The 13,087-nt window shown below is 66.7% G+C and carries 13 protein-coding genes and 1 pseudogene; 2 read left to right on the top strand and 12 right to left on the bottom strand.

Going from position 1 to position 13,087, the window contains the following annotated elements; genetic code table 11:
• Positions 1 to 7: 7 nt before the first annotated feature.
• The 6 genes from MRBLWO12_RS12405 to MRBLWO12_RS12430 are packed head-to-tail and all read right to left on the bottom strand — an operon-like array spanning position 8 to position 6,037.
• Positions 8 to 979, bottom strand: a complete 972-nt coding sequence (locus tag MRBLWO12_RS12405) for an aldo/keto reductase (RefSeq protein WP_341933405.1) — start codon at positions 977 to 979, stop codon at positions 8 to 10.
• Positions 976 to 1,929, bottom strand: a complete 954-nt coding sequence (locus tag MRBLWO12_RS12410; protein WP_363555895.1) for a Gfo/Idh/MocA family oxidoreductase — start codon at positions 1,927 to 1,929, stop codon at positions 976 to 978. Before MRBLWO12_RS12410 ends, MRBLWO12_RS12405 begins: the two co-directional genes overlap by 4 nt.
• Positions 1,930 to 1,962: 33 nt before the next feature.
• Positions 1,963 to 3,366: a protocatechuate 4,5-dioxygenase subunit alpha/beta gene (locus tag MRBLWO12_RS12415; protein WP_363555897.1), complete on the bottom strand. Its 1,404-nt coding sequence runs from the start codon at positions 3,364 to 3,366 to the stop codon at positions 1,963 to 1,965.
• A 2-nt stretch (positions 3,367 to 3,368) separates the two neighbouring features.
• The gene (locus MRBLWO12_RS12420) at positions 3,369 to 4,304 is read right to left on the bottom strand and encodes an amidohydrolase family protein (protein WP_363555899.1); all 936 of its coding nucleotides are present in this window, start codon (positions 4,302 to 4,304) and stop codon (positions 3,369 to 3,371) included.
• A gap of 1 nt (position 4,305) precedes the next feature.
• Complete coding sequence (gene ligK, locus MRBLWO12_RS12425; RefSeq protein WP_341933401.1) at positions 4,306 to 4,998, bottom strand: 4-carboxy-4-hydroxy-2-oxoadipate aldolase/oxaloacetate decarboxylase; 693 nt, start codon at positions 4,996 to 4,998, stop codon at positions 4,306 to 4,308.
• Positions 4,999 to 5,008: 10 nt separating this feature from the next.
• Positions 5,009 to 6,037 (bottom strand): amidohydrolase family protein, encoded by a 1,029-nt coding sequence (locus MRBLWO12_RS12430; protein ID WP_341933400.1) that lies wholly within the window; start codon positions 6,035 to 6,037, stop codon positions 5,009 to 5,011.
• A 106-nt stretch (positions 6,038 to 6,143) separates the two neighbouring features.
• On the opposite strand from MRBLWO12_RS12430, the gene MRBLWO12_RS12435 reads away from it, so the two are divergent.
• A complete protein-coding gene (locus MRBLWO12_RS12435; protein WP_363555901.1) occupies positions 6,144 to 7,067 on the top strand; it encodes a LysR family transcriptional regulator in 924 nt (307 codons plus the stop codon).
• Here the strand turns inward: MRBLWO12_RS12435 and MRBLWO12_RS12440 are convergent.
• Positions 7,064 to 7,426 (bottom strand): hypothetical protein, encoded by a 363-nt coding sequence (locus MRBLWO12_RS12440; RefSeq protein ID WP_363555903.1) that lies wholly within the window; start codon positions 7,424 to 7,426, stop codon positions 7,064 to 7,066. The two genes, MRBLWO12_RS12435 and MRBLWO12_RS12440, sit on opposite strands and share 4 nt — an antisense overlap.
• A gap of 3 nt (positions 7,427 to 7,429) precedes the next feature.
• On the opposite strand from MRBLWO12_RS12440, the gene MRBLWO12_RS12445 reads away from it, so the two are divergent.
• Positions 7,430 to 7,624 (top strand): hypothetical protein, encoded by a 195-nt coding sequence (locus tag MRBLWO12_RS12445; protein ID WP_341955361.1) that lies wholly within the window; start codon positions 7,430 to 7,432, stop codon positions 7,622 to 7,624.
• Here MRBLWO12_RS12445 and MRBLWO12_RS19600 read toward each other — a convergent pair.
• The 5 genes and pseudogenes from MRBLWO12_RS19600 to MRBLWO12_RS12465 all read right to left on the bottom strand — a co-directional run.
• Positions 7,568 to 7,723 (bottom strand): annotated as a pseudogene (locus MRBLWO12_RS19600) (nucleotidyltransferase domain-containing protein); the annotation flags it as partial. The gene MRBLWO12_RS12445 and the pseudogene MRBLWO12_RS19600 sit on opposite strands and share 57 nt — an antisense overlap.
• Positions 7,724 to 7,788: 65 nt before the next feature.
• Positions 7,789 to 8,199 carry a hypothetical protein gene (locus tag MRBLWO12_RS12450; protein ID WP_341955362.1) on the bottom strand — a complete coding sequence of 137 codons (411 nt, stop codon included), beginning with the start codon at positions 8,197 to 8,199 and terminating at the stop codon, positions 7,789 to 7,791.
• Between the two features lie 138 nt (positions 8,200 to 8,337).
• The gene (locus MRBLWO12_RS12455) at positions 8,338 to 9,027 is read right to left on the bottom strand and encodes an SDR family NAD(P)-dependent oxidoreductase (RefSeq protein WP_363555905.1); all 690 of its coding nucleotides are present in this window, start codon (positions 9,025 to 9,027) and stop codon (positions 8,338 to 8,340) included.
• Between the two features lie 45 nt (positions 9,028 to 9,072).
• On the bottom strand, positions 9,073 to 11,253 hold the full coding sequence (locus tag MRBLWO12_RS12460; RefSeq protein ID WP_363555907.1) for an acetate--CoA ligase family protein: 2,181 nt from the start codon (positions 11,251 to 11,253) through the stop codon (positions 9,073 to 9,075).
• 125 nt (positions 11,254 to 11,378) lie between these two features.
• Positions 11,379 to 13,028: an ABC transporter substrate-binding protein gene (locus MRBLWO12_RS12465; RefSeq protein WP_363555909.1), complete on the bottom strand. Its 1,650-nt coding sequence runs from the start codon at positions 13,026 to 13,028 to the stop codon at positions 11,379 to 11,381.
• Between the last annotated feature and the right edge of the window lie 59 nt (positions 13,029 to 13,087).

Genomic DNA, 13,087 nt, shown 5'->3' on the forward strand with positions numbered 1-13,087 from the left:
ACGGCTCTCATGCGGCCTCGAAGGTCTCGGTGTCGACGTCCGCAGCGGGACCCGGCGCGTACCGCGGTCCGGAGACGGTGTCGGTGCCGATGAGCCGTCCCGCCCTGCGCAGGATCTCCGGCGGCACCTCGACGTCGACGGCGGCGAGATCCTCGCGCAGATGCGTCGGATCCGTCGTGCCGGGGATCGCGACGACGTGCTCTCCGCGCGAGAGCACCCACGCGAGGGCGAGCTGCGCGGGAGTGCACCCGGCCTCGTCGGCGAGCGCGTGCCAGTCCGGAAGCAGCGCGGCGTTGATGGGCCAGTGCTCGGGCTGGAAGCGGGGCATGGAGCGACGGATGTCGTTCGACGCCAGGTGCGCCGGGTCCGACACCCCGCGGCTCAGGAAGCCGCGGGCGACGGGCGAGAAGGCGACGAACGCCACGCCGGACTCGCGGGTGGCGTCGAGCATGCCGAGTTCGGGGTTCCGACTCCAGAGCGAGTACTCGTTCTGCACGGCGGCGATCGGAGCAGTCCGCTGCGCCTCTCGAAGACGCGCGACCGACACCTCCGAGAGCCCGATCGCGCCGATCCTGCCGTCATCGACGAGCTCCGCCAGCGCGCCGACGCTCTCGCCGATCGGCACCGAGCGGTCCCAGCGGTGCAGATAGTAGAGGTCGATGCGGTCCACGCCGAGGCGACGCAGCGATTCGTCGACCTGGGTGCGCAGGGTGTCGGGGCGTCCGTCGATCGTGCGCACGCCGTCAACGAGCGCCATCCCGCCCTTGCTCGCGAGCAGCACCTCGTCGCGCCGACCGGCGACCGCCCTCCCGACGAGCTCCTCGTTGCGACCGCCGCCGTACAGGGTCGCGGTGTCGAGCATCCCCACTCCCGCGTCGAGCGCCGCACACAGCAGAGCCAGGCCGTCCGCGTCCGACGGGGGCACTCCGTAGGCGTGGCTCAGCGACATGCAGCCGAGGCCGATGCGGGGCAGGATCACGCGAGCTGCTCCTCCAGCGCGCCGAGCACGCGGTAGCAGTCGATGACCTGACGCAGCGACGAGTTCGGCTCGCGTCCTTCGCGGATCGCGGCGACGAACTCGCGGTCCTGCAGCTCGATGCCGTTGAAGCTCACGGCCACCTGCGACACGTCGATCTGCTGATCCCTGCCGTCGTAGAGGTCGTCGTAGCGGGCGACGTACGTGGCGGTGTCTCCGATGTAGCGGAAGAACGTGCCGAAGGGCCCGTCGTTGTTGAACGACAGCGACAGCGTGCAGATTGCCCCGGTCTCGCTCTTCAGCTGGATCGACATGTCCATCGCGATGCCGAGCTCGGGGTGGATCGGGCCCTGGATCGCGTGCGCCTGCACGATGCGCCCCGCCTGGTAAGCGAAGAGGTCGACGGTGTGGGCCGCGTGATGCCAGAGGAGGTGGTCGGTCCACGAGCGCGCCTCGCCCTTGGCGTTCGTGTTCGTGCGGCGGAAGAAGTACGTCTGCACGTCCATCTGCTGCACGGCGAACTCGCCGGCGGCGATGCGCTCGTGCACCAGCTGGTGGGAGGGGTTGAACCGCCGCGTGTGGCCGACCATTGCGACGCGGTCCGAGGCCTCGGCCACGGCGAGGGTGGCCTCGGCGTCGGCCAGCGAGTCCGCGAGCGGGATCTCGACCTGCACGTGCTTGCCGGCCGCGAGCACCGCCTGGGTCTGTGCGGCGTGCAGTCCGGTGGGAGTCGCGAGGATCACGGCGTCCACGTCGTCGCGCTCGAGCACGGCATCCAGCCCCACGACGGCGGTCGCGACGCCGTACTGCGCGGCGACGGCATCCGCCTTCTCCTGCGAAGTCGCGCTGACGACCGTCACCTCCGCGTCCTCGATGTTCGCGAGGCCGTCGAGGTGCTTCATGCCGAAGGCGCCGTTGGCGCCGACAACCGCGATTCGGATCTTGTCTGTCATGCGGGTTTCCTCCCGGGGCTCCGGTTCAGGACGTCAGGCGTTCGACAGCGCTGCCGTCGCCTCGGGCTCGCTCGAGCCCTCGGGCGCGGAGCTGCGCGTCGGCACGGCCGCATCGGCGTCGTCTTCGGCGAGGGCGGGCGTGCGGACCGGGTTCGACAGGACGAGGTGTCCGACCGCGGTGTTCGACGCGGGGACGTGATAGAACCGGTGGCCCACCTCGGGAGCCTCGCCGCCGAACTGGTCGTCCATCGCGCCGCGGGCGATGAGCCAGTCGACGAGCTCGATCCCCTCAGAGCCCGCCTCGTCGACGTACTCCATGTGAGGCCACTCCGTGAGTCCGAGCGGGTCGGCGATCAGGTGGTCGAGGAACGCGTTGTCCCACTCCTTGTTGATGAGTCCGGCGCGCGGTCCCTGCAGCTGGTGGCTCATGCCGCCGGTTCCCCAGATCTGCACGTTCAGCTCTTCGCCGTCCCACTTGTCGATCGCGCGGCGCAGAGCCTTGCCCAGCTCGTAGCAGCGTCGGCCGGACGGCACCGGGTACTGCACGACGTTCACGGCGAGCGGGATGACTCGGACCGGCCACTCCTCGACCTCGCCGTACACGAGGGACAGCGGCACGGTCAGGCCGTGGTCGACGACCATCTCGTTGACGAGGGTGAGGTCGAAGTCGTCCTGGATGATCGACTGCGCGAGGTGCGCGGCGAACTCCGGGTAGCCCTTCACATCCGGAACGGGACGAGGACCATAACCCTCGTCGGCGACCGGGTACTCGGCACCCGTGCCGAGGACGAAGGTGGGGATGATCGAGGCGTCGAAGGCCGTGGCGTGGTCGTTGTACACGAGGATCACGACATCGGGGGTGTTCTCCTTCGCCCATGTGCGGGTCCACCGGTAGCCGTCGAAGACCTTCTTCCAGTACGGCTCCTCCGTCTTGCCGAGATCCATCGCCGCACCGATCGCCGGGACGTGCGACGTGAACAGCGCCGAGGTGTAGCGGGCGGGGGCGTCCGGCCGGACGGCGGTCGCCTTCTCGGTCGACCGGGGCGTCCATCCGTCGAGGTCCTTCAGGCGGTTGCCCTCGGGGCGACGGCCGCCGGCGACCATCATGTCCCGGTACGCGGCCTCCGACATCCCGGTCATCGAGCCCGCCATCTGCTGGAAGCTGAGTCCGTGGGTCGCGCCGATCTTGCTGAGGAAGTAGATGTTCCCTCCCTCGGCGATCATGGTGTTGAGGTCCATGTCGAGCACCGCCTGGCGCTGCACCGGGTTCAGCGGCCACTCGTCGAGGTACGCCTCCTGATCCGCGAGGAACCGCTCCCGGTTCTCGGGCTTCATCAGCGACATCGAGAACTGGTTGAGGTGGTATCCCTTGCGCGCCTGCTCGGCGTCGTAGATCGTCGTGCCGGGGACGTCCTTGTACGGCTTGTCGAGTGCCATGGTCATTCTCCTTCTGGCCAGTACAGCCGCCGCGGGTTGTCGACGAGCAGCTGCCGCTGCAGGTCGGCGGTCGGGGCGATCTGCGGGATGTAGTCGACCAGGAGCCCGTCGTCGGGCATGTGGTCCTTGAGATTGGGGTGGGGCCAGTCGGTGCCCCACAGCACGCGGTCGGGGAACTCCTCGACCACGCGACGGGCGAAGGGCACGACGTCGGTGTACGCGTGCTGCTCGCCGTGCAGAGCGCGTGGACCGTCGATGCTGAGCCGCTCGGGGCACGACACCTTGGTCCACACGCGGGGGTTCTCGCGCAGGAAGCTCAGGAACAGCTCGAACTCCGGGCCGTCCGGATCCTTCGAGACATCGGGGCGACCCATGTGGTCGACGACGATATCCGTCGGGATGCCGGAGAAGAAGTCGTACAGCTCGGGGAGGTCGTCGGCTTCGAAGTAGATCACGACGTGCCAGCCGAGCGGCGCGACCTTCGCGACGATCTCTTCGAGCGAGTCGGTCGGCACCCGGTCGACCAGGCGCTTGACGAAGTTGAAGCGCACGCCGCGCACACCCGCCTCGTGCAGCTCGGCGAGCTCTTCGTCGGTCACATCGCGCCGCACGGTCGCGACGCCCCGGGCGCGGCCCTCGCTGCGGCGGAGGGCATCGAGGAGTGCGCTGTTGTCGGCGCCGTGGCAGGTGGCCTGCACGATCACGTTGCGGTCGAAGCCGAGGTGGTCCCGCAGGGCGAACAGCTGCTCCGCCGACGCATCGCACGGTGTGTACTTGCGTTCCGGCGCGTAGGGGAACTCAGCCCCCGGCCCGAACACATGGCAATGCGCGTCCACCGCACCCTCCGGCACCTGGAACATCGGGGTGCTGGGGCCGTCGTACCAGTCCAGCCATCCGGCGGTCTTCTCGAAGCCGCCGCTCGTGTCTCCGTGCGACACGTCAGTCCTCCCGGTACTCGAGGCCGGCGGCGGCGAGCTTCTCGCGCATGCCGTAGATGTCGAGGCCGAGCATGCCCTCGCGGAACTTCTCGCGCTTGGCCTCTTCGTTGTCCTCGCGTGCGCGGCTCGCGTCGGCGACCGCTCCGACCAGCGCGCGCGGCACCACGACGACGCCGTCGACGTCGGCCACGACGACATCACCCGGGTTGACCAGGGCATTGGCGACCACCACCGGGACGTTCACCGAGCCGAGCGTCGCCTTGACCGTCCCCTTGGAGTGGATCGCCCGCGAGAACACGGGGAAGTTCATCCGCTCAAGGTCGGCGACGTCTCGAACTCCGCCGTCGATCACGAGCCCCTTGCACCCGCGCGCGGTGAGCGAGGTTGCGAGCAGCTCGCCGAAGAAGCCGTCCTCGCTCTCCGTCGTACAGCCCGCGACGAGGACATCACCCGCGCTCACATGCTCCGCCGCGACGTGGAACATCCAGTTGTCACCTGGCTGCAGGAGCACGGTCACCGCGACGCCGCACAGCTTCGCTTCGGGATATACCGGACGGATGTAGGGGCGGAGAAGCCCGACCCTGCCCATCGCCTCATGAATGGTGGCGACGCCGAACTGGGAGATCCGCTCGACGTCGTCAGGATCGGGTCGCTCGATGTTCGTGTGGACGATACCGAGGTCGTTCAGGCGCATGGCGTACCTTTCAGAGCCCGCGGGCGGTCAGTGCTCGGTCGAGCCGCGGGTACACCCGGCGGGCGTTGCCCTCGAAGACGGCGAAGCGCTCGATATCGGTCAGGTTCGGCGTCGCGTCGACATAGCGCCTCGTGTCATCGAAATAATGCCCGGTGCGCGGGTCGATGTCGCGCACGGCACCGATCATCTCGCTGGCGAACAGGATGTTCCTCGTCGGAATGACTTCGGCCAGCAGATCGATCCCCGACTGGTGGTAGACACACGTGTCGAAGAACACGTTGCCCAGAAGATGCTCCTCGAGCTCCGGCTTCCCCAGTGCCATGGCCAGTCCACGAAAGCGACCCCAGTGATACGGGACCGCTCCGCCGCCGTGCGGGATCACGAACTTGAGGTCGGGGAAGTCGCGGAACAGATCGCCTTTGAGTAGTTGCATGAAGGCAGTGGTATCGGCACCGAGATAGTGGTCGCCGGTTGTGTGGAATACCGGCTTGCAAGACGTGCTGACGTGGATCATGGCCGGCAGCTCGTACTCCACGAGCTTCTCGTAGATCGGGTACCAGGATCGATCCGTGAGCGCGGGAGCCGTCCACAGCCCGCCGGCCGGGTCGGGGTTGAGATTGACCGTGACGACGCCGAGCTCTTCGACCGCACGCGTAATCTCGGCGACGCTCGTCGCGGGATCAGCCCCTGGGGATTGCGGGAGCATCGCGCCGGGGAGGAACCGGTCAGGGAAAAGCTCGCTCACCCGGGCGCACAGGTCATTGCAGATGCGCGCCCAGGTCTCGCTCACATTCAGATCGCCGATGTGGTGCGCCATGAAGGACGCGCGAGGGCTGAACAGGGTGAGGTCGCTGCCGCGGTCGTTCATCAGGCGAAGCTGGTTCGCCTCGATCGTCTCGCGGATATCGTCGTCGTCGATGCGGAGAGCAGCCGGATCGGGGGATTCTCCGTCGCCGTTCGTGAATGCGATCTGCAGATCCCGCCACGCACCGAGTTGAGCGGGGGCTGTCGTGTAGTGCCCGTGTACATCGATGATCACGGCGTGTCGTCCTTCTCACTGGAGGTGTGAATACTTCGAACGTAGATCGCCGCCGCTCAGCAGTCCAATAGATGCGTGCCGCCACCCGCATAGATAGGGTCTATTCGTGGACATCGTCGATCTGAACCAGCTACGCACCTTCGTCGTGCTCTACGAAATGCGCAGCGTGACCGCCGCGGCCGCGCGGCTTCATGTGACGCAGCCGACGGTGAGCTATACGCTGCGCCGTCTGCGGGAGCGCTTCGAGGATGACCTCTTCCGACGCGAGGGGCACGACATGGTCCCGACAGCCAGGGCGACAGCCCTCTTCGTGCCGTTGCACGAAGCACTCGCGCAGATCGACTCCGCGGTGGGCGACCCCCGTACGTTCGAGCCCGCAGGCTTTCGCGGAGAGCTCGTCATGGGGCTCACGTCCATCGGCGAACAGACGTTTCTCCCGCCGGTGATGGCCGCCCTGGCTCGACAAGGGTCTCGCCCCCACCTGAAGGTCGAACGACTAGACGCGGACCACGTGGAAGATGGACTCACCCGAGGCAAGATCGACCTCGCCATGACCGTCTCGATGGTCGGCAGCCCACGGCTGTGGCGCACGCACGTGCGCGCCGTGGAGTACGTCGCGCTCTCCTCGACGCGCCACCCCTTACCACCGACTGCTCCTGACATGTTCGACGGCCGACACTTCATCCGAGTGTCCGCCCGCGGGGGTCATGTCTTCCCGCTGCAGGCGTTGATCGAGCACGGACTGATGTCGCAGGTATCGCTCACCGTGGAGGAATACGCCACCGTACCCGCCGTGGTTCAGACAACCGACCTGGTGGTTTTGCTGCCGCGGCACGTCGCCGAGGTCTTCCGCGGATGGTTCCCTGACCTCGACATCACTGACCTCCCGTGGCCAGGACAGAGCACACCGGTTTCGCTGTACACCAGACGGGAGGCAGCACTATCCCCCGCGCAGAAATGGTTCCGGGAGCTCGTACGCGAGGCAGTGAGCACAGAGGAGTATCGACGCGCGTCGGCGGACGCCCTCTAAGGCTGCCGCTTTCGATCCCAACTCGCCTTCGCGGGGGCGAACGGACTCCGCTCGTGGATCGACCAGGTCGAGTGCGGGTGTATCGAGAGAATCGCCTGCTCGTACCACGCGCGGGCATCCGGGTCGAGAGCAGCCAGGACGGCGTCCTTATCCACGTCATCCTCTGGTCGTGGTCGAAGCGCCTTCCACACGAGCTGCACCTCGGGAGCACCGGTGGGAACGCCGCCGATGTCGCGGACGGCACGATCCCACGGCAGCTGGAGCCGGGGGTCGCGCTTGTATACCCAAGCACGCTCCCCGCCGTCCTCGACGTTCACCTGGAGCACCCATTCCGTCGAAGAGTCATTCAAGATCTTCACACGATGAACGTCAGCGTCTTCGGGGACATCCCGGAAGAGGAGATGATCACAGTCATCGCCGATCGCCGCCCACGCGCTGAAGCGATCCGGCAGAGCTCGCACCAAAGCGGGCAGATCGTCACGGATAACGCTGATGTCGACGTCACCGCGCTTTCTGATCTCGCGCCCGACCCACCGGTCGAGAGCCACCCCTCCTGACAGCCACCACCGGATTCCCGCCGCGGACAGCAGATCGACGATCTCGCCCGCTGCGAGCGGTCGCCAAGGGGCGTCGGAGTGCGGGGTGGAGTCAGCCATGCGTCGAGAATAGGGCAAGAGCGGTGCCTTGTGATGAGCGGTCGGCGTCTATTCTCGGCAGGTGGTCAGCGACCGGACACCCTGCCGAAGAGCTGCGCGATCCCCGCGATCACCACGGGTCGAGCGGCGACAACGCCACCGCCCATCACCGCGAGCGACGCCAAGAACAGCCCGAGGCCGAGCCAGCTCGCCGAGTCGTCGGCTGCGTAGATGTGGTTGAGGTTGCGCAGAGCCCCTGTCGCGAGGACGAGATCCCCGGGAATGATCTCGATTTCGAGGGCCCGGATCTCGGCGATGTCCTTCTGCTTCGACGACGATGCGGAACCGATGGCGGCTGGACGAAGCAGCACATTCACGGAGGCCCCGGGCACATCAGCCGCCCGGCGGGCGACGTTGCGCAGAACCGGCATCCCCAACTCCCCCGCTCCGATAACGAGGATCTTCCGCGATGATCCTTCCCGGTCTTGCGTGGTCATGTGCGTTCCATCCTCGGCGTCCCGCAGGTCGGTGCCGAGTTCAGATACGAGCGTAAACCTTGACATCATTGTCAAGGTTTAATCTCGTCGATGGAGCGCTTGTGGGGTTCTCGGGAGAGCGACGGCGAACCCCGCGCATCAGCCCGGGTGCAGCTCAGTCACCACTAGCTCCGTAGGCGCAGCGTCACGGTCCCAGAGGCCTGCGAAGGACTCCGCCAGAATGCCTTCGATGCCGGCTAGGGATCTGACGCGGAACACCGCGCCGAACGACCTGACCTCGCCGTGATCATTCAACCCGTGCGCTCGAAGACCATGGTCGACAGCAAGCATCCAGGTCTCCGCTGCCGACTTGAGGGCGGCGTAGTTCGCAGAGCTGCCAGTCGGGCGGGAGACGACGACGGAAGAGACGATCGCCGTGCGACCGGCCGAGGACAGTCTCAGATCAGTGTCGAACGCTCGCGACACATGCCTCAGGGCACTGAGACTCGACTCCAACGATCTGTACGCCTCGTCGGTCTGCCCGGCAAGACCACCGCCCCCGCTCCAACCGCCGACGAGATGGAGCACCCCGTCGACCGGCCCCCACGTGTCGAAGACTCGCTTGCGTAGCTCTGCGACCGATTCCTCGTTCGTGAGGTCAGCCCGCTGTACGTGCGCGTGCGGGAGTTCGTCTCGGCATCGAGCCAGCTTCCCCGCATCCCGACCAACGATGATCACTTGTGCGCCGCGGTCGAGAAGCGCCTTCGCGGAGGCGAATCCCGAAGCGGAGGTGCCCCCGGCAAGCAGCACGAGCCTGCCGGAAACGGGATGCTCGAGAGTGGTCTTCATCTGAGTTCCTCGTTCATTCATTCCGACCCGCTTCTGCGGAGCGTTCTAGGAATCAGCCGCGGCGCCTTGCCGAAGCGCAGGAACGCCATCTCCGCTCCGCTCCTGCGCGACCAGCAACGCATCGACCACGAACGCGGCTCCCGTGGCCGGTTCGATGATCAGTGGGTTGAGGTCGCCCGCAGCGAGGGTGTCTTTCAGATCGTCTGCCATCCACGAGAGCTTCACGAGGAGGTTGACGACGGATCCGACGTCAACGACGGGATGAAGGTTCCGGAACCCATCAAGGAGCTGTGAGAGTCGAGTACCGTCGAGTAGTCGGTGCGCTGACTCCGGCGAGAGGGGCGCGATCGCGTACTCCACGTCGTCGAGTAGCTCGACCAGCACTCCGCCTATGCCGATTCCTACAGCCACGCCGATGTCAGGGTCCGAGACGAAGCCGAGGAACGCTTCGATGCCCGCAGGGATCTGTCTCTGCACCTCGATGCCGCGAATATCAGCATCGGGTCGATGGCGATGCACGGATTCGAGAATCGCCGCCCACGCATCGCGCAGTTGCCCCTCGTCCTGCAGGCCCAGCGCCACGCCACCGACATCTGAACGATGGGTGATGTCGGGAGAGTCGATCTTGGCCACGACCGGGTATCCGTTGCGCTCGCACCACCGGACCGCCTCGTCCACATCGCCGAACGAGTGCGAACTGACGGGACTGATCCCGTAGGCACCGAGAACCCGTCGCATGGAGTCCCGGTCGAGCACGCCCGAGGTGCGGGCGAGAGAGTCGCGGATCTCTTCAACGATCGCAATGCTGGGAACCGACGATGGGCGGTCGAGCAGGCGCGGGCCTTGTCCCGAAACCCGAGCGGCTGCGCGGACGGCCGTCAAGGCGTTGCGGAGACCCCGGAGCACCGGGATGCTCGCGTCGGTCGCCGGCACCCGCACTGGATGCACCGTCATCGAGGAGCTGGAGGCGAGGAGCACGGGCACGTCGGCCTCAGCATTCAGAAGCGTGAAGGCGTCGACGATGTCGTCTTCGTACTCCAACTCGATCGCAGACAGGCTCGACTGCGCGTCGATGACGCCGAGTACGACGTCCACGCCATCGTCCTCACTGACGATCTGCAGGGTACGGCGGAACGTCTCGTCGTCCGCGTCCGCGCTCCCCCACGCATCGAGCGGGTTGATCGCGTGCATGTCCGGAAGGACTTCCTCGAGTCGCCGCTGCGTCTCCGGCGAGAACCGCGCCAAAGTCGCGCCCACCTGTTCCGCCAGATCGGCTGCCAGGGCCGCCTGCCCCCCGGAGAGAGTGACAATCGCGGTCCGCCCTGCTCCGATGGCTTGCCAGTCGACGCGGGCGAGCAGATCGATTGCGGCTGCCAACTCGTCATAGTCCGCCAGGAGGGGCACGCCGATCTGCTCCATGTAGGCGTCGATGACCGTTCGGTTGCTGAGCATCGCTCCGGTGTGCGCGAGAGTCGCCGCCCGCCCTGAGTCGGACGAACCCACCTTCAACGCCACGACCGGCTTACCGGCCTCCCGTGCGGCTTCGACGGCCCGCGCCAGGCCGTCGGAGTCGTACACCGACTCCAGGATGAGTGCGATGACGCCTGTTCTGGAGTCCTCTGCGAGATATCGCACGTAGTCGGCGGTGGTCAGGGCCGCTTCGTTTCCGGTCGACACGATGTGGGAGAAGCCGACGCCGCTCGTCGACCGCGCGACGAAGATCGCCCCCGACCCCGACTGCGAGACGATGGCGACGTTTCCGGCGGGAAGGTCAGCCAGGATCCCCTCGTCCGCCCACAGCATCGTACGGTCGTGCACGTTGATCAGTCCCATGCAGTTCGGCCCATGGATGTGCATGCCGGAGTCGCGCGAGAAGTCTTTGATCGCCCGGATCTCGTCGGGGGTGAAGCCCACACTCATCACGAGTCCTGCCGTGACACCGACAGCGGCGAGGTCATGCAACGCAGGGAGCACGGCGCCTGCGCGAAGAGTCACGACGGCGAGGTCGGCGCCGGCCGCCTCGCTCACGTCTGAAAGCGCCTCGATCCCCTCGATCGTGCCACCAGTCCGGCTGAGGACATCGATCCGGCCCGTGAACCCCCCATTACGGAGGTTGCGGAGCACCTGGTTCCCGGTCGCGTCGGTCCGGGTCGAAGACGCGCCGACGACAACGACTCGCCTCGGGGAGACGAGTGTGATCAGCGGGATGAGATCGGCGAGCGACATGAGAACTCCTTTTATGTAGCACTAACTATATAAAAAACGCGAGGACGCGTCCAGCGACGGTGCCAAAGACCGAGCGGTGGTCAGCCCGGAGCGGCCGGGCCGACCACCGCTCAACTCACAGGCGCCTAGTCGGCGCTCCCGATGAAGGACAGTGAAGGAAGGTTGACGTACACCGAAGAGGTGATGACCCCGCCCAGACGGTCACTGACGAAGTTCACCTGGTATGGATTGACGATGGAGATCGTCGCGGCACGCTCCTCGAAGAGATCCTGGATGTCGAGAGTGAGCTCGGTGCGGCGATCCTCGTCAAGCTCGGCGACAGCCTCGCCGAAGAGCCCCTCGAGTTGCTCGTCCACGTAGCCGTCCCAGTTGTAGAGGCCGTCGGGCAGGTAGTAATAGCGGATCGAGGCGAGCGGCTCCTGCACGACGTCGCCGCTGCTGCTCAGGAGCAGATCGCTGTCGCCGCGCACGGCCGGGTCGTACATCGCCTGGGCGTACTCAAGCGGCTGGAGCGCCCTGATCGAGACGCTAAGGCCCGCAGCCTCCGCCTGGGCCTGAACGAGCTGGCCGAGCTGAGAAGCCGTCTCGTCTCCGCTCGCCACGATCAGCTCGATCTTCTGCCCCTCGGCTCCGGCCTCCTGCACCAGCCGCTTCGCCTTCTCCGGGTCGTAGCCGCGTTCGTCCGCGATCACGGACGTCCGCTTCTGCGTGCTCTCACGCACGGAGGCCGGCCACGAGTTGGGACTGATCGCGGTGCTCCACGGCCGGGCGGCACCGTGGAAGACCGTCTTCGCGATCGCGTCCCTGTCGATCATCTGCTGGAACGCCTGCCGCAGCGTGGCGTCGGTCGCGAGGATGCTGTCGGGGCTCGCGACACGGAGAGACCAGATCGTCGTGGTGTCGCCGTAGTACAGAGACCCGGTGTCGACGGCCTCCAAGGCAGGGATCGACGACGCGGGAATCTCCCATCCGCCATCGACTTCGCCGGTCGCCATCGCCTGAGTGAGCGCACTCGTATCGGTGATGAAGGTGAGGCGGACGTCGTCCACCTTTGCCGCTCGTTCTTCGTTCCAGTAGTTCTCATTCTTGACGAGCTGGATGTCGGTGCCGACGTTCCACTGGGAGATCTCGAACGGGCCGGAACACATCAAGCCGCCGTCGGGGGTGCCGAGCGCCTCCCCGGCCTTCTCGCTGAACGCCTTCTCCATGACGACACCCCCGACGCCGACCATCGTTGGCAGGAAGGTGGCATCGGGGGCACTGAAGTCGATCGCGACCTCCGTGTCGGAGATGGCCGAGATCGACGCCACGTTGGCGAACGTCGGCGCGAGGTAGGACGGCGGCGACGCCGCCCGGTTGAGGCTGTAAGCGATGTCCTCGGTCGTCAGCGGCGTCCCATCCCAGAACGTCGCGTCCGCACGGAGGGTGAACACCGCCCTCAGCGGGGACTCCTGGGTCACGGACGCGAGGCCGGGCACGATCGCCCCCGACTCGTCCACCGAGAGCAGGGAGTCGCAGACACTGGTGACGACGGCCATCGCCGAGTAGGTCGGGACGTTCGGCGGGTCCAGAGTGGCGGGTTCTCCGGACCCGAGGTTCCAGGTGATCGAGTCGACAGGCCCGTCCCCTCCCGGAGATCCGAGCACCGTCTTCACAGCGGCGTCCGGCGTCGTGTCCGGCGTCACCGCCGTACATCCGACCACCGAGCTTGCGGTCGCGATGCTGACGGCGGCGACGAGTGCGGCCCTGCGCAGGGTCCGGCGCGATCGGTTCATATCGTGCGTCCTCTCGACGTTCATCGCAGAGCCCTCGGGACGGACTCCGGTTCCGTCAT

The organism is Microbacterium sp. LWO12-1.2, assembly GCF_040675875.1.
Lineage (GTDB): Bacteria > Actinomycetota > Actinomycetes > Actinomycetales > Microbacteriaceae > Microbacterium.

What these genes read in the sequence shown, in the direction of transcription:
- MRBLWO12_RS12455 (WP_363555905.1), bottom strand. Translation starts at nt 9,027, where the DNA reads ATGAAGACCACTCTCGAGCATCCCGTTTCCGGCAGGCTCGTGCTGCTT.
- MRBLWO12_RS12410 (WP_363555895.1), bottom strand. Translation starts at nt 1,929, where the DNA reads ATGACAGACAAGATCCGAATCGCGGTTGTCGGCGCCAACGGCGCCTTC.
- MRBLWO12_RS12415 (WP_363555897.1), bottom strand. Translation starts at nt 3,366, where the DNA reads ATGGCACTCGACAAGCCGTACAAGGACGTCCCCGGCACGACGATCTAC.
- ligK (WP_341933401.1), bottom strand. Translation starts at nt 4,998, where the DNA reads ATGCGCCTGAACGACCTCGGTATCGTCCACACGAACATCGAGCGACCC.
- MRBLWO12_RS12465 (WP_363555909.1), bottom strand. Translation starts at nt 13,028, where the DNA reads ATGAACCGATCGCGCCGGACCCTGCGCAGGGCCGCACTCGTCGCCGCC.
- MRBLWO12_RS12460 (WP_363555907.1), bottom strand. Translation starts at nt 11,253, where the DNA reads ATGTCGCTCGCCGATCTCATCCCGCTGATCACACTCGTCTCCCCGAGG.
- MRBLWO12_RS12450 (WP_341955362.1), bottom strand. Translation starts at nt 8,199, where the DNA reads ATGACCACGCAAGACCGGGAAGGATCATCGCGGAAGATCCTCGTTATC.
- MRBLWO12_RS12445 (WP_341955361.1), top strand. Translation starts at nt 7,430, where the DNA reads ATGAACGTCAGCGTCTTCGGGGACATCCCGGAAGAGGAGATGATCACA.